The organism is Dongia sp., from assembly GCF_041906375.1.
In the GTDB taxonomy this organism is placed as follows: domain Bacteria; phylum Pseudomonadota; class Alphaproteobacteria; order Dongiales; family Dongiaceae; genus Dongia.
Genome location: NZ_JAYRJJ010000003.1, coordinates 454772 through 480446, shown reverse-complemented (window position 1 = coordinate 480446; position 25675 = coordinate 454772). Strand labels below are relative to the sequence as shown.

22 protein-coding genes are annotated in these 25675 nt (G+C 61.9%); 11 read left to right on the top strand and 11 right to left on the bottom strand.

What is annotated here, in order from left to right; genetic code table 11:
• The first annotated feature begins 37 nt into the window (after positions 1–37).
• From ACE3OA_RS13645 to ACE3OA_RS13630, 4 genes are all read left to right on the top strand, one after another.
• Positions 38–817, top strand: a complete 780-nt coding sequence (locus tag ACE3OA_RS13645) for a sulfite exporter TauE/SafE family protein (RefSeq protein WP_374311537.1) — start codon at positions 38–40, stop codon at positions 815–817.
• A 142-nt stretch (positions 818–959) separates the two neighbouring features.
• Complete coding sequence (locus ACE3OA_RS13640) at positions 960–2435, top strand: hypothetical protein (RefSeq protein WP_374311535.1); 1476 nt, start codon at positions 960–962, stop codon at positions 2433–2435.
• 16 nt (positions 2436–2451) lie between these two features.
• The gene (locus tag ACE3OA_RS13635; protein ID WP_374311533.1) at positions 2452–2739 is read left to right on the top strand and encodes a hypothetical protein; all 288 of its coding nucleotides are present in this window, start codon (positions 2452–2454) and stop codon (positions 2737–2739) included.
• Positions 2740–2744: 5 nt separating this feature from the next.
• Positions 2745–4067 carry an LLM class flavin-dependent oxidoreductase gene (locus ACE3OA_RS13630; RefSeq protein ID WP_374311531.1) on the top strand — a complete coding sequence of 441 codons (1323 nt, stop codon included), beginning with the start codon at positions 2745–2747 and terminating at the stop codon, positions 4065–4067.
• A gap of 120 nt (positions 4068–4187) precedes the next feature.
• Here the strand turns inward: ACE3OA_RS13630 and xsc are convergent, their stop codons facing one another.
• The 6 genes from xsc to ACE3OA_RS13600 all read right to left on the bottom strand — a co-directional run bounded on the left by xsc (position 4188) and on the right by ACE3OA_RS13600 (position 11957).
• The gene (gene xsc / locus ACE3OA_RS13625) at positions 4188–5963 is read right to left on the bottom strand and encodes a sulfoacetaldehyde acetyltransferase (protein ID WP_374311529.1); all 1776 of its coding nucleotides are present in this window, start codon (positions 5961–5963) and stop codon (positions 4188–4190) included.
• A gap of 102 nt (positions 5964–6065) precedes the next feature.
• Positions 6066–7562, bottom strand: coding sequence for a PLP-dependent aminotransferase family protein (locus ACE3OA_RS13620; RefSeq protein ID WP_374311527.1), 1497 nt, complete (start codon positions 7560–7562; stop codon positions 6066–6068).
• 129 nt (positions 7563–7691) lie between these two features.
• Complete coding sequence (locus tag ACE3OA_RS13615; RefSeq protein ID WP_374311525.1) at positions 7692–8567, bottom strand: ABC transporter permease; 876 nt, start codon at positions 8565–8567, stop codon at positions 7692–7694.
• Positions 8564–9568, bottom strand: a complete 1005-nt coding sequence (locus ACE3OA_RS13610) for an ABC transporter permease (protein ID WP_374311523.1) — start codon at positions 9566–9568, stop codon at positions 8564–8566. The genes ACE3OA_RS13615 and ACE3OA_RS13610 overlap by 4 nt, the downstream gene beginning before the upstream one ends.
• The gene (locus ACE3OA_RS13605; protein WP_374311521.1) at positions 9561–10646 is read right to left on the bottom strand and encodes an ABC transporter ATP-binding protein; all 1086 of its coding nucleotides are present in this window, start codon (positions 10644–10646) and stop codon (positions 9561–9563) included. The genes ACE3OA_RS13610 and ACE3OA_RS13605 overlap by 8 nt, the downstream gene beginning before the upstream one ends.
• A 144-nt stretch (positions 10647–10790) precedes the next feature.
• The gene (locus ACE3OA_RS13600; protein WP_374311519.1) at positions 10791–11957 is read right to left on the bottom strand and encodes an extracellular solute-binding protein; all 1167 of its coding nucleotides are present in this window, start codon (positions 11955–11957) and stop codon (positions 10791–10793) included.
• A gap of 658 nt (positions 11958–12615) precedes the next feature.
• Here ACE3OA_RS13600 and ACE3OA_RS13595 point away from each other — a divergent pair.
• Together ACE3OA_RS13595 and ACE3OA_RS13590 are read left to right on the top strand one after the other, a co-directional pair.
• Complete coding sequence (locus ACE3OA_RS13595) at positions 12616–13716, top strand: mandelate racemase/muconate lactonizing enzyme family protein (protein ID WP_374311517.1); 1101 nt, start codon at positions 12616–12618, stop codon at positions 13714–13716.
• A gap of 6 nt (positions 13717–13722) precedes the next feature.
• A complete protein-coding gene (locus ACE3OA_RS13590) occupies positions 13723–13932 on the top strand; it encodes a hypothetical protein (RefSeq protein WP_374311515.1) in 210 nt (69 codons plus the stop codon).
• 814 nt (positions 13933–14746) lie between these two features.
• Here ACE3OA_RS13590 and ACE3OA_RS13585 read toward each other — a convergent pair.
• On the bottom strand, positions 14747–15307 hold the full coding sequence (locus ACE3OA_RS13585) for a cupin domain-containing protein (RefSeq protein WP_374311513.1): 561 nt from the start codon (positions 15305–15307) through the stop codon (positions 14747–14749).
• A gap of 195 nt (positions 15308–15502) precedes the next feature.
• On the opposite strand from ACE3OA_RS13585, the gene ACE3OA_RS13580 reads away from it, so the two are divergent.
• Both ACE3OA_RS13580 and ald read left to right on the top strand, forming a co-directional pair.
• Positions 15503–16861 (top strand): aspartate aminotransferase family protein, encoded by a 1359-nt coding sequence (locus ACE3OA_RS13580; RefSeq protein WP_374311511.1) that lies wholly within the window; start codon positions 15503–15505, stop codon positions 16859–16861.
• A gap of 68 nt (positions 16862–16929) precedes the next feature.
• Complete coding sequence (gene ald, locus ACE3OA_RS13575; protein ID WP_374311509.1) at positions 16930–18048, top strand: alanine dehydrogenase; 1119 nt, start codon at positions 16930–16932, stop codon at positions 18046–18048.
• Positions 18049–18107: 59 nt separating this feature from the next.
• Here the strand turns inward: ald and ACE3OA_RS13570 are convergent, their stop codons facing one another.
• Positions 18108–18542 (bottom strand): VOC family protein, encoded by a 435-nt coding sequence (locus ACE3OA_RS13570; RefSeq protein ID WP_374311507.1) that lies wholly within the window; start codon positions 18540–18542, stop codon positions 18108–18110.
• A gap of 190 nt (positions 18543–18732) precedes the next feature.
• Between ACE3OA_RS13570 and ACE3OA_RS13565 the strand changes: the two genes are divergently transcribed.
• From ACE3OA_RS13565 to ACE3OA_RS13555, 3 genes are read left to right on the top strand one after another with little or no spacing between them, the layout of a single operon-like run.
• Entirely contained in the window at positions 18733–20082 is a 1350-nt protein-coding gene (locus tag ACE3OA_RS13565; RefSeq protein WP_374311505.1) for a glutamine synthetase family protein, read from the top strand.
• 2 nt (positions 20083–20084) lie between these two features.
• A complete protein-coding gene (locus ACE3OA_RS13560; protein ID WP_374311503.1) occupies positions 20085–20207 on the top strand; it encodes a hypothetical protein in 123 nt (40 codons plus the stop codon).
• 56 nt (positions 20208–20263) lie between these two features.
• On the top strand, positions 20264–21634 hold the full coding sequence (locus ACE3OA_RS13555; RefSeq protein WP_374311501.1) for an aspartate aminotransferase family protein: 1371 nt from the start codon (positions 20264–20266) through the stop codon (positions 21632–21634).
• Between the two features lie 83 nt (positions 21635–21717).
• On the opposite strand, the gene ACE3OA_RS13550 is transcribed toward ACE3OA_RS13555, so the two are convergent.
• From ACE3OA_RS13550 to ACE3OA_RS13540, 3 genes are all read right to left on the bottom strand, one after another.
• Positions 21718–23019 (bottom strand): esterase-like activity of phytase family protein, encoded by a 1302-nt coding sequence (locus tag ACE3OA_RS13550; protein WP_374311499.1) that lies wholly within the window; start codon positions 23017–23019, stop codon positions 21718–21720.
• Positions 23020–23112: 93 nt separating this feature from the next.
• The gene (ruvX, locus tag ACE3OA_RS13545; protein ID WP_374311497.1) at positions 23113–23574 is read right to left on the bottom strand and encodes a Holliday junction resolvase RuvX; all 462 of its coding nucleotides are present in this window, start codon (positions 23572–23574) and stop codon (positions 23113–23115) included.
• A complete protein-coding gene (locus tag ACE3OA_RS13540; protein WP_374311495.1) occupies positions 23571–25643 on the bottom strand; it encodes an FAD-dependent oxidoreductase in 2073 nt (690 codons plus the stop codon). The genes ruvX and ACE3OA_RS13540 overlap by 4 nt, the downstream gene beginning before the upstream one ends.
• Positions 25644–25675: the final 32 nt, after the last annotated feature.

The window sequence follows — 25675 nt, the reverse complement described above, 5'->3', positions numbered from 1 at the left end:
ATCGATCCAATGGCGGCTCGGCTAGAGTGCCGATTGCATGATCGACACAGTGCTGACCTACGCGACCGACAATTGGCAACCTCTGGCCATCAGCAGCGCCGCCATCTTCCTGGCGGCGATCGTCCGCGGATTCTCCGGATTCGGCTTTTCGCTCCTCAGCATCACCGCCATCTCGTTGCTGTTGCCACCGCGTGAAATCGTCCCTTCGATCTTCCTGCTGGAGGTTGCGGCCTCGATCAATCTCATCCCCAGCATCTGGCGCGAAATCGATTGGCGCTCGATCCGCTGGTTGTTGCTCGGCTATGTCGTCGCCCTGCCCTTCGGCATTTTCGCCCTGGCGCGCTTTCCCGAACCGCCGATGCAGCTCGCCATGTCGATCTTTGTGCTGGCGACCGCCATCATGATGCTGCGAGGCTTCCGACTGGAGAAGACCCCAGGTGCTGGCGCCACCACGGCGACAGGTGCTGCATCCGGTATCTTCAACGGCGCCTTCGGCATCGGCGGACCGCCGGTCGTGCTGTTCTATTTCTCGACGCCGGCCGCCGCCGCCGTGAGCCGCGCTTCGGTCATCGCCTTTTTTCTTTCGACTGACATCCTGGGCCTCACCGGCCATTATTATGAAGGCCTTATTACCGCGCAGAGCTTCGCCCAGTTCCTTGCCTGGCTGCCGGCTTTGCTGATCGGCGTCTGGGCCGGCGCGCATGGCTTTCGCCATGTCGACCAGGCCCTTTTCCGCCGTCTGGTCCTGATCATCCTGATGGCGCTCGCTTTGCTGACATTCGGCAAGGCGGCTTATGACTGGATGAGCCCGGCCTAGTTTCAACCCCGCGTTACGCGCGCAAGCGGAGCTTGCGTCGACCGCAGCAATGCTCATTTGCGCGGAAAGGCCATCTTCCTCTCAATTTGCCCTGACATTTTCTGGCAAATGGGCCGCCGTCGCGCGGCCGAAATGGGGATCTATGGACAAGACAACACTCGTTCTGACACCGGGACTGACACCGGCCCTGGGTTATGCCGTGTTGATCGGCCTCGGCGTCTTTTCGCTCATTCTGGCCGTCATCATCCGCAGCTATCTGGTGCGCAACACGCACGACTTCATCATATCCGACCGCAAGGTCGGTTTCGGCTTCGGCGTCGGCTCGGTCATCGCCGTCTGGACCTGGGCCATGGCCGTGATGATGAGCGCCGCCATGACCTATCAATGGGGCCTCTCCGGCCTCTTCTGGTTCGTGGTGCCCAATGGCCTCGCCGTCATCGCCATGATCCCCTTCGCGCGCGTGCTGCGGCGAAACATGCCGAACGGCTATACAATTTCGGAATTCACCAGCTATCGCTTCAACAGATCGCATGTGGCGACCGGCATCGTCACGGCGACGATGATCTTCGGCATCGTGTTGGAGATCCTGATTAACCTCAAAGGTACCTCCATCGTCATATCCTCGATCTTCGGTATCGATTGGCAGATTGCAGCCATCGTCGGCATCCTGGCCGTACTCGCCTATTCCTATTTCGGCGGCCTGTGGACCAGCGTGATGACCGCGACGCTCAATACGCTGATGATCACCGTGCCCGCAGCGATCGTCATCGCACTCGTTTATGACAAGATCCCCGGCGGTGTCGAAGCGGTGTTCAATGCGGTGGGTGCCGCCGACGAACGCAACCTCTCGGTCCTGCGGCCGGATGCGGCGGCAGGGTTCGGCATCACCCTCGCCTTCGGTCTCCTCGCCGCCACGGTCGCCGACCAGACTTTCTGGCAGAAGGTCTGGTCACTGAAATCAAAGGATGTCAGCCGCACCTTCCTCTGGGCCGGCGGCCTGTTCTATCCGATCCCGATTGCGCTTGGCATGCTGGGCCTGGTCGGCATCGCCTATGGCCTCACCACCACGGATATCGGCGGCGATATCGCCGCAGTCGGCCCCTATATCGTCTCGCATCTGGGCCTGCCGGTCTCGGTCGTGCTGATCTATGTGCTGGTGATCCTCGCCGCCTGCTATTCGACCATCGACGGCGCCAGTGCCGCACTCTCCTCCGTCGTCGCGGTCGATATCATCAAGCGGTACTTCCCGAACACGTCGGAACGGTCGCTGTTCATCGTCACCAAGCTCTCGGTCCTGGCCGGCGGTGCGGTCGCCCTGCTGATCGTTCTGAGCGGCATCGACTTCACCACCCTGGTGCTGACGACCTATGCGTTGAAGACATCGATCCTGCTGCCTCTGGTGCTCGCCATCCTGTGGCCACGCACCAACACCCTGGGTTTCGTCGGTGGTATCGTGCTCTCGATCCTGATCGGCATGACCCTGCGCTCCTATTACGGAGAATTGGTCGGCACGCTGTCTATCCTCGCCATCAGCGGTGCCGTCGTGGTGATCGGTGCCTATCTGAAGCCCGCCCGTTTCGACATCGCGTCGCTCAAAGCCGCGCAAGACATCGCCTGATCAGAAGGGAACATTCATGTCTACCGTCAGTCTCGTCATTCTCATCAGCGGCCTTGCTGCAACTCTCCTGTTCCTGGCGGGCTTCTGGCGCGGGGTAAACCGCGCCATTGCTACCAGAAACGAACCCGGTGTCACGGAGGCTCCGGACGCTGCCAGCCATCTCGGCACGGCGGTATTCGCCGTCATCGCCTCGGCCGTCGTCATCACCCTGGTCGGTATCGTGCCGGGGGCGATCTATGTCGGACCGTTCCTCGCCATTTTCACGGCGGCGGCCGTCGGCGTCGCCTTCCTTATCGAGCGCTGATCACCATGGCAAACAGGAAGAAGGCTCACCTCCTCGGCTTCGTGCAGCATGGCGTCAACAGCCATGCCACGGGCATGTGGCGACACCCGAAGGACAAGATCAACTGGGACTGGACCAAGCCGCCCTATTGGCAGCACATGGCCCAGACCATGGAGCGCGGTCTGTTCGACGCCATGTTCATTGCCGACGAACTGGCACCCTATAACAACTGGCAGAACAGCTCGGATGCGGTGGTCAAATATGCGGTGCAGTGCCCCGTGCACGAACCGTCGACCATCGTGCCGATCATCGCTGCGGCAACCCGGAACCTAGGTGTCGGCGTCACCCTGTCGACGGCCTTCGAGCATCCCTATTCGATGGTGCGGCGGCTTTCCAGCCTGGACCATCTCTCCAGCGGCCGCGTCGCCTGGAACATCGTCAGCTCCTATTCCAAGAGCGAGTGGGATGCTTACGGGGCCGACATGACGGCCCGCTCCGGCCGCTATGAGCGGATGGAAGAGTATATGTCGCTCTGCTACCAGCTGTGGGATTCCTGGTCCCCCGACGCCATCGTCGCTGACCGGGCCAGCGGCATCTATGCCGATGTCTCCAAGGTCAAGGAAGTCAATCACGAGGGCGAATTCTTCCGCAGCCGCGGTCGTTCCTTCGTGGCGCCGTCGCCGCAGGGCCGTCCGGTCCTGTGGCAGGCGGGCTCCTCCGACCGCGGGCGCGATTTTGCTGCCAAGCATGCCGAGGCCATCTTTGCCGTTCATCCCAATGTCGAACGCATGCGGCAATATTCCGACGATCTTGATGAACGCCTGGTGACGCGCTTCGGCCGTCCGGTCGACAGCGTGAAGAAAATCTACGGCGTGCAGACGGTCGTCGGCCTCAGCCGGTCGGAGGCGCAGGAGAAATACGAGCGCATCCGCGAATGCATCCCGCTCGAAGGTGCGCTGGCCTGGATCTCCGGCCATTTCGGGCCGGATTTCTCGAAATACAATCTCGACGATTATGTGCAGAACATCGAGATCCCCGGCATCCAGGGCCTGTTCGATTCCATCATCTATGCCAAGGGCGGCGCGCCGGTCACGATCAAGGAAGCGGCACTCATCTATGCCGAAGGCATGGGCATGCCGCGCCTCGTGGGGACCGCCGCCGATATTGCCGACCAGTTGGAGCATTTCCTCGACGCCGGTGGGGCCGATGGGTTCATGCTGGCCGCCACTTACACGCCCGGCTGCTTCGAGGAGTTCGCCGATCTGGTGGTGCCGGAATTGCAACGGCGCGGGCGCTTCCGCACCCAATATGCAGGACCAACCTTGCGCGAGAACCTGCTGCAGAATTGAAACTACCCCTCACCCCAGCCCCTCTCCCCACTGACGTGGGGCGAGGAGCTTGCTGCAGACCCACTCGAAACTCCCGCGCCCCGCTTGCGGGGAGAGGGTCGGGGTGAGGGGCAATATCGCTTAAGCGCCTTTCTGCGGGCGCATGTCCTTGGCATCGATGCCGGCAACGACGACCGGCTTCTTCATGGCATCGCGGCGGAAGGGTTCGCCGAGTTCCTGGTTGAGGATCACTTCGATGAAGGTGGTCACCCCCTTCTTCTGCGCCTCGCAGGATTCCTTCAGCGCCGCGGTGAGTTCGGCCTGGGTGCGTGCTTGCACGCCCTTGAGCCCGCAGGCTTCGGCGATCTTGGCGTAGCTCAGATCCGGATCGAGCTCGGTACCGACGAAGTTGTTGTCGTACCACAGGGTCGTGTTGCGCTTTTCCGCACCCCATTGGTAGTTGCGGAAGACGACCATGGTGATGCCCGGCCATTCCTTGCGGCCGACCGAAGTCATTTCATTCATGCTGATGCCGAAGGCACCGTCGCCGGCAAAGCCCACGACCGGCGTGTCCGGGCAGCCGATCTTGGCGCCGATGATCGACGGGAAGCCGTAACCGCAGGGACCGAACAGGCCCGGCGCCAGGTATTTGCGGCCTTTTTCGAAGGTCGGGTAGGCATTGCCGATGGCGCAATTGTTGCCGATGTCGCTGGAGATGATGGCATCCTTCGGCAGGCCGGCCTGGACAGCGCGCCACGCCATACGTGGGCTGAGGCGTTCGGGCTGGCGGGTGCGGGCATTGGCGTTCCAGCTGGTGCCGGGATCGTCATCCTCATGGTCCATGCTGGAGAGCGTCTGCAGCCAGGCGGATTTGGTCTGGTGGATGAGCGCCTTCCTCTCAGCGCGACCGACGTTGCCGGCATTGGCGTCAAGTTGTGCAAGGATCGACTGAGCCACCTGCTTGGCGTCGCCGGCGATACCGACCGTCACCTTCTTGGTGAGGCCGATACGGTCGGGGTTGATGTCGACCTGGATGATGCTGGCATTCTTGGGCCAGTAATCAATGCCATAGCCCGGCAGGGTCGAGAATGGGTTGAGACGCGTGCCCAGCGCCAGCACGACGTCGGCCTTGGCGATGAGTTCCATCGCCGCCTTCGAGCCGTTATAGCCGAGCGGCCCGGCCGCCAGCGGATGCGAGCCGGGGAAGCTGTCATTGTGCTGGTAGGAACTGCAGACCGGCGCATCGAGACGTTCGGCAAGTGCCTGGCAGTCCGGGATGGCGCCGCCGATGACCACACCGGCACCGGACAGAATGACCGGGAACTTGGCACCGGAGAGCAGCTTGGCAGCGCGCGAGATCGCCTCGGGCCCACCGGCCGGACGTTCGACCTCGACGATCTGCGGCAGTTCGATGTCGATCACCTGGGTGTACATGTCGCGCGGCACGTTGATCTGGGCCGGGGCCGAATTGCGCAGCGACTTCAGGATGACGCGGTTCAAGACCTCGGCGATGCGGCTGGGGTCGCGCACTTCTTCCTGGTAGCAGACCATGTCCTTGAAGAGGGCCATCTGCTCGACTTCCTGGAAGCCGCCCTGGCCGATGGTCTTGTTGGCGGCCTGCGGTGTCACCAGCAGCATCGGCGAATGGTTCCAATAGGCCGTCTTCACCGCCGTCACGAAATTGGTGATGCCGGGGCCGTTCTGGGCGATGCACATGGCGATCTTGCCGGTGGCGCGGGTGTAGCCGTCGCAGATATAGCCGCCATTGCATTCATGGGCGACGTCCCAGAACTTGATCCCGGCCTTGGGGAAGAGGTCGGAGATCGGCATGAAAGCCGAGCCGATAATGCCGAAGGCGTGCTCGATGCCATGCATCTGCAGGACCTTCACGAAGGCCTCTTCAGTCGTCATCTTCATGGTGAATTGTCCATTCCGTTAGGAGGTCGAAACCGATGCTGCCACGATAGGCAGAGCCCTGGCCCCTTCATAGGTCCAGCCATGGGCACAGCTATGGGCCAGCTATTTGCCCATCACGTCCCGGACCGCCTCGGCCAGCAGCCGGATACCGGTTTCGATCCGCTCGGTCGGGATCGACGAGACGCCGAGGCGGCAGAAATTGGCCGGGCCCGGCTGGTTGAGGAAATGGACCGCACCGGGCTCGATCACCACGCCGCGCCGCTCTGCCGCGGCCGCAATCGCCGCCATGTCGCAATCCTTCGGCCCCTTGATCCACAATGCTGTCCCGCCGGCGGTGAGGTTGACGGTGAACTCCGGCAGATATTTGGCAAGCGCCGTCACCGCGGCCGCCAGCCTTTCGCGATAGACGTTACAGAGGCGCCGCAGCAGCGTGTCGTGATGCCCGTCGGCCAGAAACAGCGCGACCGTGCGCTGATTGTTGGCGGCCGGATGCCGGATCATCAGGCGCCGCAGGGCGCGAAGCTCGGCAATGAGCGGCTTGGGCGCCACCAGAAAGCCCATGCGCAGGCCCGGCGCCAGGGTCTTGGAGAGGCTGGAGACGAAGATCACGCGGCCGTGGCGATCCAGCGATTTCAGCGCCGGCTGCGGCGAGCCGTGATGGGTGAGCTCGCTTTCGTAATCGTCCTCGATCAGCAGGAAGTCCTTCGCCACCGCCCGCTCGAGCACGGCGTGGCGCCGTTCCAGCGACATGGTGACCGTGGTCGGAAACTGATGGCTCGGCGTCACATAGACATAATCGCAGCCGTCGAGTTGCGGCCCCAGCACCAACCCCTGCTCGTCGACCGGCAGCGAGACCAACCGGCAGCCACGCAATCCGGCGATATTGCGGGCATCGGTATAGCCGGGATCCTCGATGCCGAAAGTGGTCTTGTGGTCGAACAGCAAAGCCGAAAGCAGATAGAGCGCCTGCTGGGCACCGACGGTCACGAGAATCTCGTCGGCACCCACGCGGACACCGCGCCGCGGCAGCAGGCGGGTGCGGATCTGCTCGATCAGCAGCGGGTCATCCTCGGCAAATCGGTCATTGGCCCATTCGCGCACCGAATTGACGCTCAGCGCCTGGCGCGAACATTCCCGCCAGGCCGCCAGCGGGAACAGGCTCTGGTCGATCTGGCCATAGATGAAAGGATAGGCGTGGTCCTGCCAGTTGGCGGGCTTCACGATATTGCGCTGCTGGGTCGGCCGGCATTTGAAGCGGGTCAGCCAATCCGGCTCATCCCCCCCGCCCCCTTCCACCCGGCCGGTGCCGGCCGGCGGATCCTTCGGGCGCGAGGCGAGGACGTCCGGATTGACGAAGAAACCGCTCCGCTCCTTGGCGATGAGGAAGCCTTCCTCGGTCAGATCCTGATAGGCCAGCACAACGGTGTTGCGGGCGATCTTCAGCGATTGGGCCAGCGCGCGGCAGGAGGGCAGCGGACTGCCCGCCGGGATCTGGCCGTCGAGGATCGCGGAGACCAGCATGCGCCGCAGCTGCGCCTGCAGCGTCGTCGTCCGGTCATGTTCCAGGTGAAACAGAATGGCGCGGCTATCGTGGCCCAATCGACTGCCCCTTTTCGGCTGGCCAGCCAGGTCAGGCTGGCTGAACTGGCACCACGTCACCATAACCGAGCGGTTCTGGCAACCGGGAAGCCACAATTCTGGGCCTCCCGGTGCCTGAGACCTTTGCCGCTAGGCCACCGCCACTTCGTTGCGCTCGGCGATCTGGGCCTGGCGCTGGGCACGGTCGGCCTTGGCCTGCTCGCGGCGCTTCACCACCTCGTAAAGGATGGCGCCGGCCAGCGAGATGCTGATGATGATGACCGCGAGCGCCGAAAGCGCCGGGGTCGTGCCCTGCCGCACCTCGCCTGCCAGCACCGTGACCAGCGTCTTATCCGCCAGGATGGCGAAGGTCGTGGTGTTGTAGTTCTCGAACGAGGACAGGAACCCGATCACGACGGCCGAGACGACGGCGGGTTTGAGGAACGGCAACAGGATGTGCCAGAAGACCTGCGGGTAGGAAGCGCCCAGATCGAGCGCCGCCTCTTCCTGGGCACGGTCGAAACGCGTGAGCCGCGCCATGAAGATGAGCAGGCAATAGGCCGAGACGAAGCTCGCCTGGCCGAGGATCGCCAGGATCATGCCCTTGTAGAACACCGCCTTGGTAAAGTCGGTGACCCCCAGCACGTCCTTCCAGAAAATCACCGTCGAGATGCCGATGATGACGCCGGGCGTCAGCAAGGGCGAGATGGTGATGAGATAATAGAGGCTCCGCGCCCTGTGGTAGATCTGGCTCATGATGATCGACGCCGCGAGTCCCACCGGCACCGAGATCGCCACGACGCCGAGGCCGATGATGACGGAGTTCTTCAACCCGTCCATCATGGCCCGGTGGTTCCACAGCTTGACGAACCAGTCGAGCGTGAAGCTCTCGAACGGGTAGGCCTGCGGGTAGGCCGGCGTGTTGAAGGCGGTAACGCCCATCACCAGAAGCGGCCCGAAGAGATAGAGGAAGAAGAGGAAGATGTAGAAGCCGATCATCCCCTTCATGATCATCTTGGAGTTCATCGGATGGTCTCCCCAAGCGAGACTTTGAAGAGACGCAGCAAAGCCAGAACCAGCGCGATGCAGGCAGCCAGCAGGATGAACGAATAGGCTGCCCCGCGGGCCCAGTTGAAGGCCTGGAAGAAGAAGTCGTAGATGACGGCCGTGAACCACAAGGTGCGCGGCCCGCCGAGGAATTGCGGTGCCGCCAGCGAGCCCGCCGACAGCATGAAGACCATGGTGCAGCCGGAAGCGATGCCGGGCTTGGCATAGGGAATGACCACATCCTTGTGGATGCGCCACCAGGGTGCGCCAAGGTCGCGCGCGGCCTCGATCTGGTTCTTGTCCAGGCTCTCGATCGCATTGTAGAGCGGGAACATCATCACCAGCAGATAGGCATAGGAAAGGCCCACATAGAGACCGGTATTGTTGCCGAGGAAATCGATCGGCGTATCGATGATGCCGCTCCCCACCAGCACCTGGTTGATGAGGCCTTTGGATGCCAGCAGCAGGCGCAGGGAAAAGGCGCGCAGGATTTCGTTCACCCAATAGGGCACGATCAGGCACAGCATCAGCAGGCGCACCTTCTGCGGCGTCCCGGTCTGGGCCATGTAATAGGCGAGCGGATAGCAGATGGCGAAGTTCAGCGCCGTCACCGCGACGGAGGCGAGGATCGAGAAGAAGAACGCCCACAAATGTGTCGAGTTCACCAGCCCGCTATTGGGCGTGATGAAGAAGGATTTGTATTGCGCGATCGTCACGACATCATCCGGTCCGCCGCGCTTGAGGGGCGGCAGGTTTGGGTGGAAGCTCTCTACCACCATATAGAGATAGGGCAACGCCACCAGGAACAGGGTCCAGAACGCGACCAGCCCGATGAAGACGGCACCCAGAACAATGCCATTGCGCTCGAAGAAGCCCTTATGCGTGGGGTCGACGCCCCGCTTGGACTCCTGCCGCGCCATCAACCAGAAGATGGCGATGACGATGACGGGGACGAAAAAGACGAGAGCGCGGCTACTCACGGGCCATCTTCCCTTCCGGCAGGACGAGGCCGAGATCCGCGTCGTAGGAGATTGTCGCCACCTCGTCCTGGGCGGGAATGCTGACGCTGCCCTGGCGGCCGACGGTGACCGTGATGTCCTTCTTGCCCACCCCTTCGAGGAAGACGTGGGACATGTTGCCTTCGAAGGCGACAGCCTTCACCTTCGACGAGAAAGTCGTGTCGGCAGCACCCTTCTCGAGGCGCGCCGATTCCGGCCGCACGAAAAGAATGGCCTTGTCGCCGGCTTTCAATCCCTTCGGATTGCGGCCGCGCAAGGCACCGAACGGCGTATCGACCACGGCGTGCGCGGCATCGGCGCGTGAGACCGTGCCGCTGAAGGCATTGTTCTCGCCGACAAAGGACGCAACGAAAGGTGTCGCCGGATCGTCATAGACGGCCTTGCCGTCAGCGACCTGCTGGATCACCCCATCGCTCATGACCGCGATGCGGTCGGACATGGTGAGCGCTTCACCCTGATCATGCGTGATGTAGATGAAGGTGATGCCGACCAGCCGCTGGATGCTGCGCAATTCGCTGCGCATATGCTGCCGCAACTTGAGGTCGAGCGCCGAAAGCGGCTCGTCGAGCAGCAGCACCTTGGGCTGCACCGCCAGGGCGCGGGCGATTGCCACGCGCTGCTTCTGCCCGCCGGAGAGTTCGCTCACCAGTTTATTGCCCTGCCCGGGCAGGGCAATGAGGTCGAGAAGTTCATTGGCTTTCTTGTTGCGCTCCGCCTTGTCGATGCCGCGAACGCGCAGGCCGTAGGTGATGTTGTCGGCCACCGTCATCAGCGGAAAGAGCGCCAGATTCTGAAAAATCAGGGCGGTCGGGCGCTTGTTGGGCCCGATACCGCGCATGTCCTGGCCACCAATTTTTACGGCACCTTCGGATGGCTCCAGAAAGCCGGACACGGCGCGCAGAATCGTCGTCTTGCCGCAGCCCGACGGACCGAGAAAGGAAAAAAATTCGCCGCCCTTGATGTCGAGTGTCGCATTGTCGACAGCCGTGAACTCACCGAAGCGGACCGTTAAATGGTCTAGCTCGACGCCCGCACTCATATGCAATCCCTGTTTTAGATTTATAATTTTGTGATTGGGTCGAGTTTCCGCTCAAGATCGGATGAGATCAAGCATGATCGGAACCCGGCCAGAAACGAGTCAGCCCCGGCGAACCGGGGCTGACCACATACTGCTCGAACGCTGTTACGCGGCTTTGAACTGATCGACGTACTGGCTGCGGATTTCCGCATACCAGGCCGGCTCGGCCGGCCACGGCCAGACGTTCTTCAGCGCATCGCCCGGATAGGCTTCCTGGAAGTTCTTCTTGAAGTTCTCCGAGGTCAGCGCATCACCACCCGTCACGACCGGGTTGTAGCCCGAGCCTTCGGCCACCAGGGCGGCGACTTCCGGCGTGTGCAGATAGTTGATGAACTCATAGATCTGGTCGATGTTCTTGGCGGCCTTCATCTGCGACAGGCCGTCGAGCCAGACGATGGCACCTTCCTTGGGCGAGGTGTAGTTGACCGGCTTGCCTTCCGACTTCAGCTTCAGCGGCGGGCCGTCCCAGGTCTGGCCGATCCACACATCGTTTTCCATCAGGCCGGACTTGGTGTTATCGGCCGAATCCCAGAACTGCTTCACCCACGACTTGTGTTCGATGGCGAAGGCAAGGATCGGATCCCACAGCTTCTTGAACGAGGCTTCGTCCTTGTAGCCGTCGAGCATGCGGTTGGACGGCATCTTGCCGGACGCATCCCACCACAGGCCGATGCCGAGCAGGAACGAATGGCCGCGGCCCTGCGTGTGACCCTTCACATCGTCATCCCACAGCGAACCATAGCTGAGATTGGCAACGTCGCCCTTGTAGAGGTCGGTGCGATAGGAAAGCGCTTCCGAGCCCCAGCAATGCGGCAGGTGATAGAGGCCATCTTCCCAGGTCCAAAGCTTCTGCGAACTCTCCAGCATCGACCCGACCAGGTCGGACATATGCTTCAGCTTGTTGGTGTCGAACGGCGCCAGGACGGCGAGGTCCTTGTATTGCGGGGCGCGGTTGCAGGTCGGCTGGCAGAGGTCGAAGCCTTCGCCGCCGGTCGCCTGCAGCTTATTGATCTGCTCCTCGTTCTGCGAGAACGGGGTCTGGTTGACCTTGATGCCGGACGCTTTTTCGAAGTTCGGAATCACGGGATCCGGAAATTCGTCCGACCACATCAGCAGGTTGAGTTCACCCGAGGACGAGAACGCGTTCTTCACGAAGAGCGGCGCGCTGAGACCGGCGGCGCCGACGGCCGTCGCCGACTGCAGCACTTTGCGACGCGACACCAAGGCCGCGCGCATGGTCTGTTGCGCGGAAGTCAAAGTCTTCTTTGTCATCTACCATCTCCCTGTTGGCGGTGGAGCGGAATGCCCAACCGCAGCAATCATTCCCTGTTAGCTTCTCACCTTTTAGACCCTTCCCTTGGGGGTTGGGGCCTTCGTCTTGCTAATGACTGACTGGTTGATCTTACATCTCAGTTGGAAAAAGTGAATGCCTCCCGAAACATCACATGACTGGACCGACGCCGGATCGGATTGCCGGTGGCACCCTATCCCGTCCGCAGCCGGAATCGGCGCGAGAATTTCTTGAAACGAGGCTATCGGAGACGTTCAGCCGCTGCCCTGAAAGCGGGCGCGAAACCGCCTTGCCGCAAGCCACCGGAAACGTGAAATCACACGACATCGGTCTCTCCGCAAAGCAAGTGCGAAATCTGGACGGCTGGTTTTACCGCAGTCGCGTAATACCCGCAAGCCGGCCCAAATCTATGGCACTCATAGGGCCAGCCACTAACCTCTCCAAGACCCAACCAAGCGCCATTCTTGGGGCCAGTCTAGCAGAGGCCAGTCTAGCAGAAGCCCGGCAGGCTTCGGCGTCACGAAACCGTCATACGGCAAGGGGCCGGACGCAGATTGCGGCCGCTGGGCCCACCGACTAGATTTGCCGCCCATGCGCAACGATGGGTGCGCGATATCTGGCGTCGGGGGATACGAGCGGATGAAGATCAAGAGTCTGGAGACCTTCTGCAATCAAGCCGTCGGCTTCGTGCGGGTGACGACCGATGACGGCCGCCAGGGCTGGGGCCAGGTCTCGACCTATAATGCCGACATCACCTGCCAGATCTTTCACCGCCAGGTGGCGCGCTATGCCCTGGGAGCCGATGCACTGGACATCGAAACCCTGGTGACGACCATCCCGGAACGCGAGCATAAGTTTCCGGGCTCTTACCTCATGCGCGCATTGACCGGGCTCGACACCGCGCTCTGGGATCTGCGCGGCAGGATCGAGGGCAAGAGTGTGTGCGAACTGCTCGGCGGCAAGCCCCGCCCCTTCCCGGTCTATGCGTCCAGCATGAAGCGCGGCGAGATCACGCCCAAGGACGAGGCCGCGCGCTTCATCAAGCTGCGCGACAAGCACGGCTATGACGCCTTCAAATTCCGCGTCGGCAAGGAATGCGGCCACGATCAGGACGAATGGCCCGGCCGCACCGACGAGATCGTGCCCTTGATCCGCAAGACGCTGGGTGACGACGTGCGTCTGCTGGTCGACGGCAACAGCGGCTACAGCCCGAAGAAGGCCATCGAAATTGGCCGCATGCTGGAGCAGCACGGCATCATTCATTTCGAGGAGCCCTGCCCTTATTGGGAATATCACTGGACCAAGGAGGTCAAGGAAGCCCTGAACCTCGACGTCACCGGCGGCGAGCAGGATTGCGATCTGGCCCTCTGGCGCTTTGCCATCGACATGCGCGCGGTCGACGTGGCGCAGCCCGACGTCTGCTATCTCGGCGGCATCAACCGCACGATGAAGGTCGTCAACATGGCCAAGGCCGCCGGCCTGCCGGTAACGCCCCACTCCGCCAACCAGTCGCTCGTCACCGTCTTCACGCTCCACCTCATGGGCGCCATCGAGAATGCCGGACCCTATGTCGAATATTCGATCGAGGGCCTCGATTATTATCCGTGGGAGACCGGCCTGTTCGACCCCGTCCTGGTGGCCAAGGACGGCAAGGTGCAGATCCCCGAAGGCCCCGGCTGGGGCGTCGAGATCCGCAAGGACTGGCTCGACAAGGCGCAGTATCAGAAGAGCGAACTGTAAAAGGGGATGGACTGGTGGGCTATTGGCATTTCGGTCGTGGTGTCTATCCTCGCTGGCATTCCGAGCTATCGCCTATTGGATCGGATCAAGCGTCGTATCAACGTGCCGCAGCTTGCTGAACCGTATCTGCTTAAGTTGATCGCCTTCTTCATCATCATTGCCTTTGCAGCCATTGCCTATGGCGCCTACACACTGATCACGAGATTCCAACGCTAGTCACTGCGTTCACCCGGAAATGACGCGCATCCGCAATTGCCCGAATTTCTCAGCTTCGGGAGAGCGATGCGCGGCCCCTTCACCTCACCCCCCTCCCGCCCGTTGGCGAATGCCGACATGCGTCGGCGGAGGGAGAGGGATAGGGCTTTGTGCGACATGGAACCGCCAATACCAATAGCCGCCATTGCCAGCGGCACCTCCTTCCCTCTCCCCTCGCGGGAGAGGGTCAGGGTGAGGGGGTGAGCGAAGACTCGATCATCCTTCTTCGATATTCCCTGTTTGTTCTTGACAATTTGCTAGGAATTTGATACTAATACGTTGGTGCACACACTCCCTCCGGTGCCCATCCGGAATCGCTCGGTTGTCTTCGGCGCAAGCCCCGGTCGGGGCGCAGGCCGACCATATCGCCTCCCTTCCACCGGGGGCAGCCTGGGCCGGTGGCTGCAACCGGCCTCCCGGATCGGCTGGATGAGCGATCCCCCGCGAGTCCCGGGTCACAGGACGCTCCCCTCGGGCCGCAGATGGATATGTCGGCCCCCGCTGGACCCGATGCGGTGACCGGGTTCCCCTCCTGGGACGGCAGGCAGCCGCCCACGTCGCGGCCGACACGAAACGGCCGCTTGCTGCCCGAGCGATTCCTGATGGGGATGGGAGAGGTGAGGTTGGCGAGAGTTTTCAAATCGGCCCCCCTCCCGACCTCCCCCCTGAAGGTGGGAGGAGTTTAGAGCGAGGTGTCGAAGCGAACTCGGATAGAAGCCCTCCCACCTTCAGGGGGGAGGGTTGGGAGGGGCGCGCGGCGTGACAGATACCAGCCTCAAAAACTCGGCGGCGAGTTGGCCGTTACGACTTCACATTCTTCCGCGCCGACATTGCGGAAGCGATGCGGCGTGCGGCTGTCGAAATAATAGGCGTCGCCCGGCCCCAGCACGCGCACCTGGTCGCCGACGGTGACCTCGAGCTTGCCGCGGATGATGACGCCGCCTTCTTCCGCCTCGTGGCTCAGCATCTGGGCGCCGGTATCGGCGCCCACCTGGTAATGCTCATGCATCAACTGGATCGCCTTGCCGGACATGTCGCGCCCGACCTGGCGGTAGGACACAGGTCCGCCGGCCAGTTCAATGAGTTCGGTTGCCGCGAAAAAGATCTGCGGCCGGGGCTTGAGGTCGTCGGCGAAGAACTCGGCGAGACTCATGGGGAAACCGTCGAGCAGCTTCTTCAGCATGCCGACCGAGGGCGAGGAGCGGTTCTGCTCGATCATGGAAATGATGGCGTTGGAGACCCCCGCCCGCTTGGCGAGTTCCCGCTGCGAAAGATTGTGCGATTCCCGCAATGCCTTGAGGCGGGCGCCCAAATCGAATCCGTGATTCTCGTCCATGCCGGCCTCCGCTGGCAGCTTAACAGCTAAGCTCGCCTGATAAGTATATTAATCACATGATTCACAGAATCAATCGTTTTGCCCGATATTCTTGTACCAATTGAATTGATCCGCCTGCCGCTTGTTTATTTTCTTTAGCGTGGTAATGTCCGGCCATCCCATTTGAACCGGCCCCTGAAACCATAGGAAGCTGCCATGTCCAATCGCACCACGAAGTCATTCGAGGCGACTCAGTTCAAGCCGACGCCGAACAACCTCGAAGCCTTCTTCATGCCGTTCACCTCGAACCGGCATTTCAAGGCCAACCCGCGCCTCTTCGTGAAGGCGGAGGGCATGCACTTCACCAATATCGAAGGCAAGCAGGTGCTCGACGCCACCGCCGGTCTGTGGTGCGTCAATGCCGGCCACGGCCGCAAGGAAATCTCGGAAGCCGTGTCGCGCCAGATCCAGGAGATGGATTACGCGCCGCCCTTCCAGATGGCCCATCCGGCCGCCTTCGAGCTCGCCTCGCGCGTCGCTGCTCTGGCGCCGACCGGCCTCGATCATGTCTTCTTCACCAATTCGGGTTCCGAATCGGTCGACACCGCCCTGAAGATCGCCCTCGCCTATCAGCGCGCCAAGGGCCAGGGCACCCGCACCCGCCTCATCGGTCGCGAGCGCGGCTATCACGGCGTCGGCTTCGGCGGCATCTCCGTGGGCGGCATGGTCAATAACCGCAAGTGGTTCGGCACGGCCCTCGGTGGCGTCGACCATCTGCCGCACACCTACAACGCCAAGGAAATGGCCTACAGCAAGGGCCAGCCGGGCTGGGGCGCCCATCTCGCCGAGGATCTCGAGCGCTTGGTCGCTCTCCATGACGCCAGTTCCATCGCCGCCGTCATCGTCGAGCCGGTCGCCGGTTCCACCGGCGTGCTCATTCCGCCCAAGGGCTATCTCGAGAAGCTGCGCGAAATCTGCACCAAGCACGGCATCGTGCTGATTTTCGACGAAGTCATCACCGGCTTCGGCCGTCTCGGCACCAATTTCGGTTCCGACTATTTCGGTGTCACGCCGGACCTCATCACCTGCGCCAAGGGCCTCACCAACGGCTCGATCCCGATGGGCGGCGTCATCGTCTCGAAGGACATCTACGACACCTTCATGAACACCTCGGCCGAGAATGCGATCGAGCTGTTCCACGGCTATACCTACTCGGCCCACCCGGTCGCCTGCGCCGCCGGTCTCGCCGTCCTCGACATCTACAAGAACGAGGGCCTCTTCGACCGCGTGAAGGAACTGGCGCCCTATTGGGAGAACGCCATTCACAGCCTGAAGGGCACCAAGCACGTCATCGACCTGCGCAATATCGGCCTCGTCGGCGCGATCGAACTGGAATCGCGCCCCGGCAAGCCGGGTGCGCGCGCCATGGACGCTTTCCTGAAGGCCTATGAGAAGGGCATGCTGATCCGCGTCACCGGCGACATCATCGCCATGTCGCCGCCCTTCATCGTCGAGAAGAGCCATATCGACCAGGCCGTCTCGATCATGGCCGACGTCCTCAAAGCCATCGACTAACCATTGCATCTGCGAACCGGCTGGCTCCCTCAAGGGCTGGCCGGTTCGTTCTTTATTGGAGAAGACCTATGCTTATCGGCGTTCCTAAGGAAATCAAAAACCACGAGTACCGCGTCGGCCTGGTGCCCTCGAGCGTGCGCGAACTCGTTCATCACGGCCACAAGGTTCTGGTCGAAACCGGCGCCGGCGAAGGCATCGGCATGGACGACCGTTCCTACAAGGCGGCTGGCGCCACCATCGCCAAGAGCGCCGAGGACGTGTTCGCCAAGGCCGACATGATCATCAAGGTGAAGGAACCGCAGCCCAAGGAGACGAAGATGCTCCGCAAGGGCCAGATCCTTTACACCTACCTGCATCTGGCGCCCGATCCCGTGCAGACCGAAGGCCTGATCAAGTCCGGCTGCACCGCCATCGCCTACGAAACCATCACCTCGGCCCGTGGCGGCCTGCCCCTGCTGGCGCCGATGTCGGAAGTTGCCGGCCGCATGTCGGTACAGGTCGGCGCGCATTACCTGGAGAAGGCCCAGGGCGGCGCCGGCATTCTCTTGGGCGGTGTCCCGGGCGTGGCCCCGGCCAAGGTCGTCGTCATCGGCGGCGGCGTTTCCGGCACCAACGCCGTTCGCATGGCGATGGGCATGGAAGCCAATGTCACCGTGATCGACCGTTCGGTCGACCGCCTGCGTCAGCTCGACGAGATGTTCGGCAGCAAGGTCTATACTTGCTACTCGACCCTCGATGCGATCGAAGAGCATGTGGTGAATGCCGACCTCGTCATCGGCGCCGTTCTGGTGCCGGGCGCTGCGGCCCCGAAGCTCGTCAGCCGCAAGATGATCAAGCAGATGCGTCCGGGTTCGGTCCTCGTCGACATCGCCATCGACCAGGGCGGTTGCTTCGAGACCTCGAAGGCGACGACGCATGCCGATCCGGTCTATGTGGTGGACGGTGTCATCCACTATTGCGTCGCCAACATGCCGGGCGGCCTCAGCCGCACCTCGACCTTCGCCCTCAACAACGCCACCCTGCCCTTCGCCCTGGCGCTTGCCGACAAGGGCGCCAAGAAGGCGCTCAGCGACGATCCGCATCTCATGAACGGTCTCAACGTTCATGAAGGCAAGATCACCTACAAGGCCGTGGCCGAGGATCTGAAGAAGAGGTACGTGCCGGCCGCGGAAGCGCTCGGCCTCTAAGACGGCATAAGCCGCAAGGATCGAAGACGGCGGGACCCGCAAGGTCCCGCCGTTTTTGTTTAGGGGAGCGTGATGCCGCCATCGGCACTCAAGGGGAAGAACGGGTTCCAGGCCAGTTCCCAGATATGCCCCTCAGGATCGGCGAAATAACCCGAATAGCCACCCCAGAAGACGTCCTCCGGTTTCTTCAGCAATTTGCCGCCGGCAGCGATCGCCCGGTCCATTGCGCGGTCGACGGCTTCCTTCGATTCGAGATTCTGCGCCAGGGTGATGCCGCTGAAGCCTGAGCCCGCATCCGATAGGTGTGCATCCTCGGCGAGCGACTTGCGGCTGAAGAGCCCGAGCCCTACGCCGCCGGCCAGTTGAATGAACACCACGTTCTCATTGCTGGCGCTTGAGATCTTCCAGCCCAGGCCGCTTTCATAGAATCGTCTCGCACGCGCGAGATCGTCGACGCCCAAAGTAATAAGACTGACCCGCGGCCTCATTGACATCGCTGTCTTCCTTCACAATCGGACAGTTAACGCGGACTTCCCCTTCGGCAGCGCCATGCGCCCGATGCAGGACGGCCCGGCTTGGACAAAAGGCCTTGTTTGGGCTAGTTTCTGCCTGCATTGCCGGTCGTATCGACTGGCGCCCAAGGTCATATCCGACCATCACATTTGAGATATATGGTTCTTTATCATGAAGTATATAGACGATTGGATTGGCGAACGAAAAGTGGATGAGGTGGAATGCCTTGTCCCCGACATGAACGGCATTCCGCGTGGCAAGATCCTGCCCGCGAGCAAGTTCATGAAGGGTGTGCGCGACGACGGTCTGCGCCTGCCGAGTTCCGTGTTCCTGCAGACCGTCACTGGCGAGTATCCGGACATCGATGAGGATGATATCGGTTCCTTCCAGGACCCGGACGTCTATCTGCGCCCGGACCCCAACACCATCCGCATCGTGCCCTGGTATGCCGATCCGACGGCGCAGGTCATCCACGACTGCTATGACGTCAACGACAAGCCGGTCGAACATGCCTCGCGCTACGTGCTGAAGCGCGTGCTCGAGCTCTATGACGACAAGGGCTGGAAGCCGATCGTGGCGCCGGAGCTTGAGTTCTATCTGGTCCAGGTCAACACCGATCCCGATCTGCCGCTGCTGCCACCGATCGGCAAGTCGGGCCGTGCCGAAACCGGCAGCCAGGCTTACGGCATCGACGCGGTCAACGATTTCGACCACATCTTCGAGGACGTCTACGATTACTGCGAACGCTCGGAGATCGACGTCGATACGCTGGTCCATGAATCTGGCTCGGCGCAGATGGAGATCAACTTCAACCATGGCAACCCGCTGGAACTCGCCGACCAGGCCTTCCTGTTCAAGCGGACGGTGCGCCAGGCGGCGATGAAGCACGGCGTCTATGCCACCTTCATGTCGAAGCCGCTTGCCAACCAGCCCGGTTCCTCCATGCACATCCACCAGTCAGTGGTTGAGAAGCGCACGGGCAAGACGCTGTTCGCGGATACCAAGGGCCGCGATTCAGCCCTGTTCCGTTCACATGTTGCCGGCCTGCAGAAGTATCTGCCGCAGCTCATCCCGATGCTGGCGCCGAACGTCAATTCGTACCGTCGCCTGCGACCGCAATTCGACGCGCCGATCAACGTGCAGTGGGGCGTCGACAACCGTTCCTGCGGCCTGCGCGTGCCGGTCTCCAGCGGGCCGGCCCGTCGCATCGAGAACCGCCTCGCCGGTGCCGATGCGAACCCGTATCTCGCCATGGCGGCATCGCTGGTCGCCGGCTATCTGGGCATGACCGAGCGGTTGAAGCCCACGAACCAGATCAGCGGCAGCGCCTATCGCATGGCGCACACCCTGCCCAAGACGGCGCAGGAAGCCCTGCAGCGATTCATGAGCTGCAAGCCGATCCGACCGCTCCTCGGCGAGAAGTTCATCAAGGCGCTGTGGATCGTGAAGATGGCCGAGATAGAGGCCTATCAGAACGTCATCAGCTCGTGGGAACGCGAGCATCTGTTGCTGAACGTCTGAGCATGAACAGGACGACCGGCAAACTCCAGGTCAGCACCGCCGCCTCGATCGAGGCGGCGGTCAGCCGGCTTTCGCGCCGGAAGGAGATCCTGATATTGACGGCGCGGGTGAATTTCAACCCGTGACGGGTGCGCTGTTTCCGACATCGCGACAACCGACCGTTAATCAAAGGATTTCTATCATGACCGCACAAATGAAGCGCAACAGCACGGCCGAATGGCAAGCCCAGGACCGGCAGCATCTGCATCCCTTCACCGATAACACGGAGCTCGGCAAGCTCGGCGCCCGCGTCATTGCCAAGGCTGAAGGCACCTACCTGTTCGATTCCGACGGCAACAAGATGCTCGATGCCTTTGCCGGCCTGTGGTGCGTCAATATCGGCTATGGCCGCAAGAGCATTGCCGATGTGGCGCATGCCCAGCTGCTCGAACTGCCCTACTACAACACCTTCTTCAAGACCACCCATCCGCCCGTGGCCGAACTGTCGAAGCTCCTGGTCGAGATGACGCCCAAGCAGTTCAATCATGTCTTCTATGGCCTCTCCGGATCGGATGCCAACGACACCATCGTGCGCATGGTGCGGACCTATTGGAACCTCAAGAAGCAGCCGAAGAAGAAAACCATCATCAGCCGCTGGAACGGCTATCACGGCTCGACCATGGTGGCGGCCAGCCTCGGCGGCATGACCTACATGCACGAGCTTGCGGACCTGCCGCTGCCCGGCCATGCCCATATCAAGCAGCCCTATTGGTATGGCGACGGCGGCTCGATGAGCCCGGATGAATTCGGCCTCGCCGCCGCCAAGGCGCTTGAGGACAAGATCCTGGAACTGGGTGCGGAAAATGTCGCCGCGTTCATCGGCGAGCCGATTCAGGGTGCGGGCGGCGTCATCATTCCGCCGGCGACCTACTGGCCGGAAGTGCAGAAGATCTGCAAGAAATACGATCTGCTGCTGATCGCCGACGAAGTCATCTGCGGTTTCGGCCGCACCGGCTACATGTTCGCTTCCGAACCGTTCAAGATCGAAGCCGACTTCATGACGCTCGCCAAGGGCCTCACCTCCGGCTACATGCCGCTTTCGGCCATCATGGTGGCTGATCGCGTCGCCGAAGTGCTGAATTCCTGCGGCGAGTTCAATCATGGCTTCACCTATTCCGGCCATCCGGTTTCCTGCGCCGTGGCGATCGAGAACATCCGCATCATTCGCGAAGAGAAAATGGTCGAGACGGTCCATGACGTGACCGGCCCTTACCTTGCCAAGCGCCTTGAGGAGTTCCGCGACCATCCGCTGGTCGGTGAAGTCCGGTCGATGGGCTTTGTCGGCGCCATCGAACTGGTGAAGGACAAGAAGACCCACAAGACCTTCGAACCACTCGGCCAGACCGGAACCATCTGCCGCGATCATTGCGTCAAGAACGGCCTCGTCATGCGGGCGACGCGCGACACGATGCTGCTCTCCCCGCCCTTGATGTGGACTACGGGGCATATCGACGAGTTCATGAAGCTCGCCAAGATCGCCCTCGACGCCACCGCCAAGGACGTCGGTCTCTAAGCAACGGCTTAGCGCTCAAAACGAAACCCGCCCGACATTCAAGTCGGGCGGGTTTTTCTTTGCCTGTGATCTCGTCGCCGAGCTTACATCGACGGCAGAGCGAGCTTCAGGCGCACGATCTGCGTCTTGCTCTTGCCATCGATGCCGAAATCGTCGTCATTGATGATGACGAGCGTGTCCGGCGCAATGATGGCGACACCCTCGACCTTCGCCGGCATGCCCTCATGTTCGCTGCTATCGAACCACAAGGTCTTGGTGAGCGGCTTGACACCGGCGGCGGCAAGATCGGCCTGTTCCAGGCTCGGGCTGGTCTTGGGATCGTCCCACGCCGTGCCAAGAATATCGGTGCCGGCGGAAAGATCGACCAGATGCAGCTTGGTGGTCTTGGCGATGCGCTCCAGGATGACCAGCTTGTCTTGCCCGACTGCCGTGATTTCGGAGAGGCGCACGTCGGATTGCTTGTCGGCCTTCTTGTCGTTCTTGAAAGTCGTATGCGGGTCGAGCTGGTAGACGAACTCGCCGACCGGCTTGCCCGTCGCGGCGTCGACTTTGAGGATGCGCGTGGCATTCGCCTTCTTGTAGGCATCGGCATCCGGGTTGGCGAGCGGGTTCTGCATCAGGCCATAGATGAACTTCTCATCCGGCGAGATGGCGACACCTTCCATGCCACGATTGAGCTGGCGCTTGGCGAGGATCGCCGGCAGCGTGCCGCTGACCTTGTAGGTGGCCGCTGCAAAATCGACTTCCAGACCCTGCGGCACCAGGCGCTCGATGATCTTGCCGTCAGCGGCGACATGCACGAGGCTCGGTGCATATTCGTCGGACAGCCAGAAGCTTCCATCGCTCATCCGCACCAGGCCTTCGGTGTCGAGGCCGTTGGGATCGAAATCGACCGGCTTACCGTCCTTGTCGAAGGCGTGCTCGGTCTTGGCACCTTTCAACGGATTGGGCAGGCCCGAGATCGGCTTGCCGTTCGCATCCGAAATGTTGATCAGTTCCACGATGGTGAACTTGCCGTCCTTGCCAAACTCGACGCGCTGGATGGAAGGTACGAAATTCGGCTGCGGGAAGATCTTGGCCTTCTCGTCACCGGCGCACATCTTGTTGAAATCGGCGCCGGTCAATTCCTCGGCTTCCGCGCAATCGATATTGGGACCGCGATCGGTCACCGAATAGAAGACATTGTCGGGATCGCCCTTCATGTGGAAGAGTGCACTGCCGATGCCGCGGTTGAGCTTCAGCTCCTTGGCCCCGGTCGTGACGGTGCCCAAGGGCAGGGTAGGATCATCGCTGGTGAAAATCTCCGGTCCCTCCGCCTGGGCGATGCCGGTCAGCATCAGGGTGAACAACGATACCATGCCAAATCGGCGCGCAAACCTCGTCATGAGCAAGCTCCCTGTCAGAATTGTCAAACAGAGACCCGCGTAACGATGAGATGTGACGAAATGGTGACTCTGACGTTAAGCTGTGACGACAGCTCACCGTTTCAGGCTGTCGAGTGCTCCTTGCAGGATGAAGGCGGCGGCGGATTCATCGACTATCTTGGCCCGTTTCGCCCGGGAGAGGTCGGCGGAGATCATGTCGCGCGTTACCGCCACAGTCGACAGGCGCTCGTCCCAGAACATCATCGGCATGTCGCGCAGCTTGGCGAGGTTGCTGGCGAATTGCCGGACCGATTGGCAACGCGGCCCTTCCGAGCCGTCCATGTTGAGCGGCAGGCCGATCACCAATCCGGCGACCTGACGCTCATCGACCAACTTGAGGAGGTGCTTGGCGTCCTCGGTGAACTTGCTGCGGCGGATGGTGGTGATCGGCGTCGCGATCACGTGGCCGGGATCGCTGACCGCGATGCCGATGGTCTTTTCACCCAGATCGAGCCCCATCAGCCGCCCATGCCGCGGCAATTGTTCGGCCAGTTCCTGGACCGATTTGACGATCATGGCAGCAGTTCGGCGAGTTCGCGCTTGAACGGCACGGCATCGCCGATGTCTGGCGCGTCGAATTCTTCGGCATAGCGCCTTCCGGCATAGACGGCGGCGGCGATGGTCGAGGGCGCCCAGCAATCGCCGATGCCTTTGACACTGCCGATACCGGCTGCGGCCCACTGGCCTTCCACCGCCTTGAGATCGAGATAGAGTTGATCCTGCGGCAGCCGCGCGGTCACCAGCACCAGGGCATCCGCCGGAACCGGTCGCGTCTTGCCGGTAAAGGCGCAGGCGAGTTGGACGTGATCGGCATGCGCTGCGCCGACGAGATGGCTGACGACAATCTCGACACCCATATTGATCAAGCGTGCCTGGATCTTGTCCTGCTCCAGGGTGTTGCGGCTCCAGGTCGAAACCTCCGGTGCCGGCGTCACGAAGGTGACGCGGTGGCCCGCTTTCACCAGCAGCTCAGCGCAGATGCCGCCCATGTAATAGTGGTCGTCATCATAGAGCACGATCTGCTTGCCCTGCGGCCTTGCACCCGCCACCAGATCGTCGGGCGTGAAGACGGCGACATCTGATGCGATGGGCATCGGCGCCAGATGGTGATGCGCCACGCCATCGCGACGCCAAGTGCTGCCGGTCGCCACGACCACTTGGTCGAAGCCGAATTCCAGCACCTGGGCCGCATCCAGTTTACTGTCGAGATAGACGCTAACATTGGCCATCTTGTTGATTTGGCCCACGCGCCAGTCGCGCACACGGCCCCAGGCACTCAAATTGGGCAGGCGGCATTCGCGCGCGACACGGCCACCAAGTTCCGTCCCCGCTTCGGCAAGTGCCACTTCATAGCCACGCTGGCCAAGGGCACGCGCCGCTTCGAGACCCGCCGGCCCGGCACCCACGACGAGCACGCGCGCTTCGCTTTCACGGGCGCGGATGAATTCGGGATGCCAACCTTTGCGCCATTCCTCGCCCATGGCCGGGTTCTGCGTGCAGCGGCTGGGCGACATGGTCATGTCGCCGGAGACGCAGATGTTGCAGCCGATACATTCGCGAATATCGTCGAGGCGCCCTTCATTGATCTTGTTGGGCAGGAACGGATCGGCAATCGAGGGCCGCGCCGCGCCGATGAGGTCGAGGATGCCGCTCTTGACCTGCCGCACCATGAGATCGGGCGAGGTGAAGCGGCCGACACCGACCACCGGCTTGGTGGTCAACTTCTTGATACCGCGCACGAACTCTTCTTCCGCCGCTTCTTCGGTGAAGCGCGAGGTGCGGGAATCGTTGCTCCAATCGGAGAGCGTCACGTCCCAGAGATCGGGCGTTTCCGCCATGCGGCCGATGACGTCTTCGATCTCCGCCTTATGGAGGCCGCTCTCGCCCATCAATTCGTCGACGGCGATACGGACGGCCACTGCTGCCGTATCCCCGACGGCGTCTTTCGTATCCTCGGTGATCTCACGCAGCAGGCGCATGCGATTCTCGAGGCTGCCGCCATATTCGTCCGTGCGCTGGTTGAAGCGGCGCGACAGGAAATGCTGGATGATCGAAAAGCCGTGGGCGGCGTAGACATAGATGATGTCAAAGCCGGCGCGCTTGGCCCGGATCGCTGCGTTCTTATGCCAGCGGCGCAGGTTTTTGATGTCCTGCCCGTCCATCGCCCGCGCCTGCACGGGATCGTAATAGAAGGTCGCGATCGGGAGATGCGAGGGCCCAAGCGGCACTTCGCGGGTGTAGAGGTTGGAGCCGTTGGGGCCGTTATAGGCGAGTTCGATTCCAGCGAGGGCGTTTTCGGCATGGATCGCATCGCTCATCTTCTGCAATTGCGGGATGTCGCGATCGTCCCACAGCCTGAGTTCGATGAAAGGCGTGATCTCCGACGTGTGGTGGATTTCCGCCTGCTCGGTGCAGAGCACGCCCCAACCACCCGCCGCCTTGTTGCCGCGCATCTTCGCGACGGCCGAGGGGTCGCGATAGCCCTGCCCGTTGCAATGCGGCACCTGATAGAAGCGGTTCTTGGTGGTGACGGGGCCGATCTTGACCGGCTCGAACAGGATGTCGTAACGCGGATCGCGCGCCATTTTTTCTAACGCCTTGGAAATGGACCGCCGGC

What these genes read in the sequence shown, in the direction of transcription:
- ACE3OA_RS13645 (WP_374311537.1), top strand. Translation starts at nt 38, where the DNA reads ATGATCGACACAGTGCTGACCTACGCGACCGACAATTGGCAACCTCTG.
- ACE3OA_RS13640 (WP_374311535.1), top strand. Translation starts at nt 960, where the DNA reads ATGGACAAGACAACACTCGTTCTGACACCGGGACTGACACCGGCCCTG.
- ACE3OA_RS13635 (WP_374311533.1), top strand. Translation starts at nt 2,452, where the DNA reads ATGTCTACCGTCAGTCTCGTCATTCTCATCAGCGGCCTTGCTGCAACT.
- ACE3OA_RS13630 (WP_374311531.1), top strand. Translation starts at nt 2,745, where the DNA reads ATGGCAAACAGGAAGAAGGCTCACCTCCTCGGCTTCGTGCAGCATGGC.
- xsc (WP_374311529.1), bottom strand. Translation starts at nt 5,963, where the DNA reads ATGAAGATGACGACTGAAGAGGCCTTCGTGAAGGTCCTGCAGATGCAT.
- ACE3OA_RS13615 (WP_374311525.1), bottom strand. Translation starts at nt 8,567, where the DNA reads ATGAACTCCAAGATGATCATGAAGGGGATGATCGGCTTCTACATCTTC.
- ACE3OA_RS13605 (WP_374311521.1), bottom strand. Translation starts at nt 10,646, where the DNA reads ATGAGTGCGGGCGTCGAGCTAGACCATTTAACGGTCCGCTTCGGTGAG.
- ACE3OA_RS13600 (WP_374311519.1), bottom strand. Translation starts at nt 11,957, where the DNA reads ATGACAAAGAAGACTTTGACTTCCGCGCAACAGACCATGCGCGCGGCC.
- ACE3OA_RS13595 (WP_374311517.1), top strand. Translation starts at nt 12,616, where the DNA reads ATGAAGATCAAGAGTCTGGAGACCTTCTGCAATCAAGCCGTCGGCTTC.
- ACE3OA_RS13590 (WP_374311515.1), top strand. Translation starts at nt 13,723, where the DNA reads ATGGACTGGTGGGCTATTGGCATTTCGGTCGTGGTGTCTATCCTCGCT.
- ACE3OA_RS13585 (WP_374311513.1), bottom strand. Translation starts at nt 15,307, where the DNA reads ATGGACGAGAATCACGGATTCGATTTGGGCGCCCGCCTCAAGGCATTG.
- ACE3OA_RS13580 (WP_374311511.1), top strand. Translation starts at nt 15,503, where the DNA reads ATGTCCAATCGCACCACGAAGTCATTCGAGGCGACTCAGTTCAAGCCG.
- ald (WP_374311509.1), top strand. Translation starts at nt 16,930, where the DNA reads ATGCTTATCGGCGTTCCTAAGGAAATCAAAAACCACGAGTACCGCGTC.
- ACE3OA_RS13570 (WP_374311507.1), bottom strand. Translation starts at nt 18,542, where the DNA reads ATGTCAATGAGGCCGCGGGTCAGTCTTATTACTTTGGGCGTCGACGAT.
- ACE3OA_RS13565 (WP_374311505.1), top strand. Translation starts at nt 18,733, where the DNA reads ATGAAGTATATAGACGATTGGATTGGCGAACGAAAAGTGGATGAGGTG.
- ACE3OA_RS13560 (WP_374311503.1), top strand. Translation starts at nt 20,085, where the DNA reads ATGAACAGGACGACCGGCAAACTCCAGGTCAGCACCGCCGCCTCGATC.
- ACE3OA_RS13555 (WP_374311501.1), top strand. Translation starts at nt 20,264, where the DNA reads ATGACCGCACAAATGAAGCGCAACAGCACGGCCGAATGGCAAGCCCAG.
- ACE3OA_RS13550 (WP_374311499.1), bottom strand. Translation starts at nt 23,019, where the DNA reads ATGACGAGGTTTGCGCGCCGATTTGGCATGGTATCGTTGTTCACCCTG.
- ruvX (WP_374311497.1), bottom strand. Translation starts at nt 23,574, where the DNA reads ATGATCGTCAAATCGGTCCAGGAACTGGCCGAACAATTGCCGCGGCAT.
- ACE3OA_RS13540 (WP_374311495.1), bottom strand. Translation starts at nt 25,643, where the DNA reads ATGGCGCGCGATCCGCGTTACGACATCCTGTTCGAGCCGGTCAAGATC.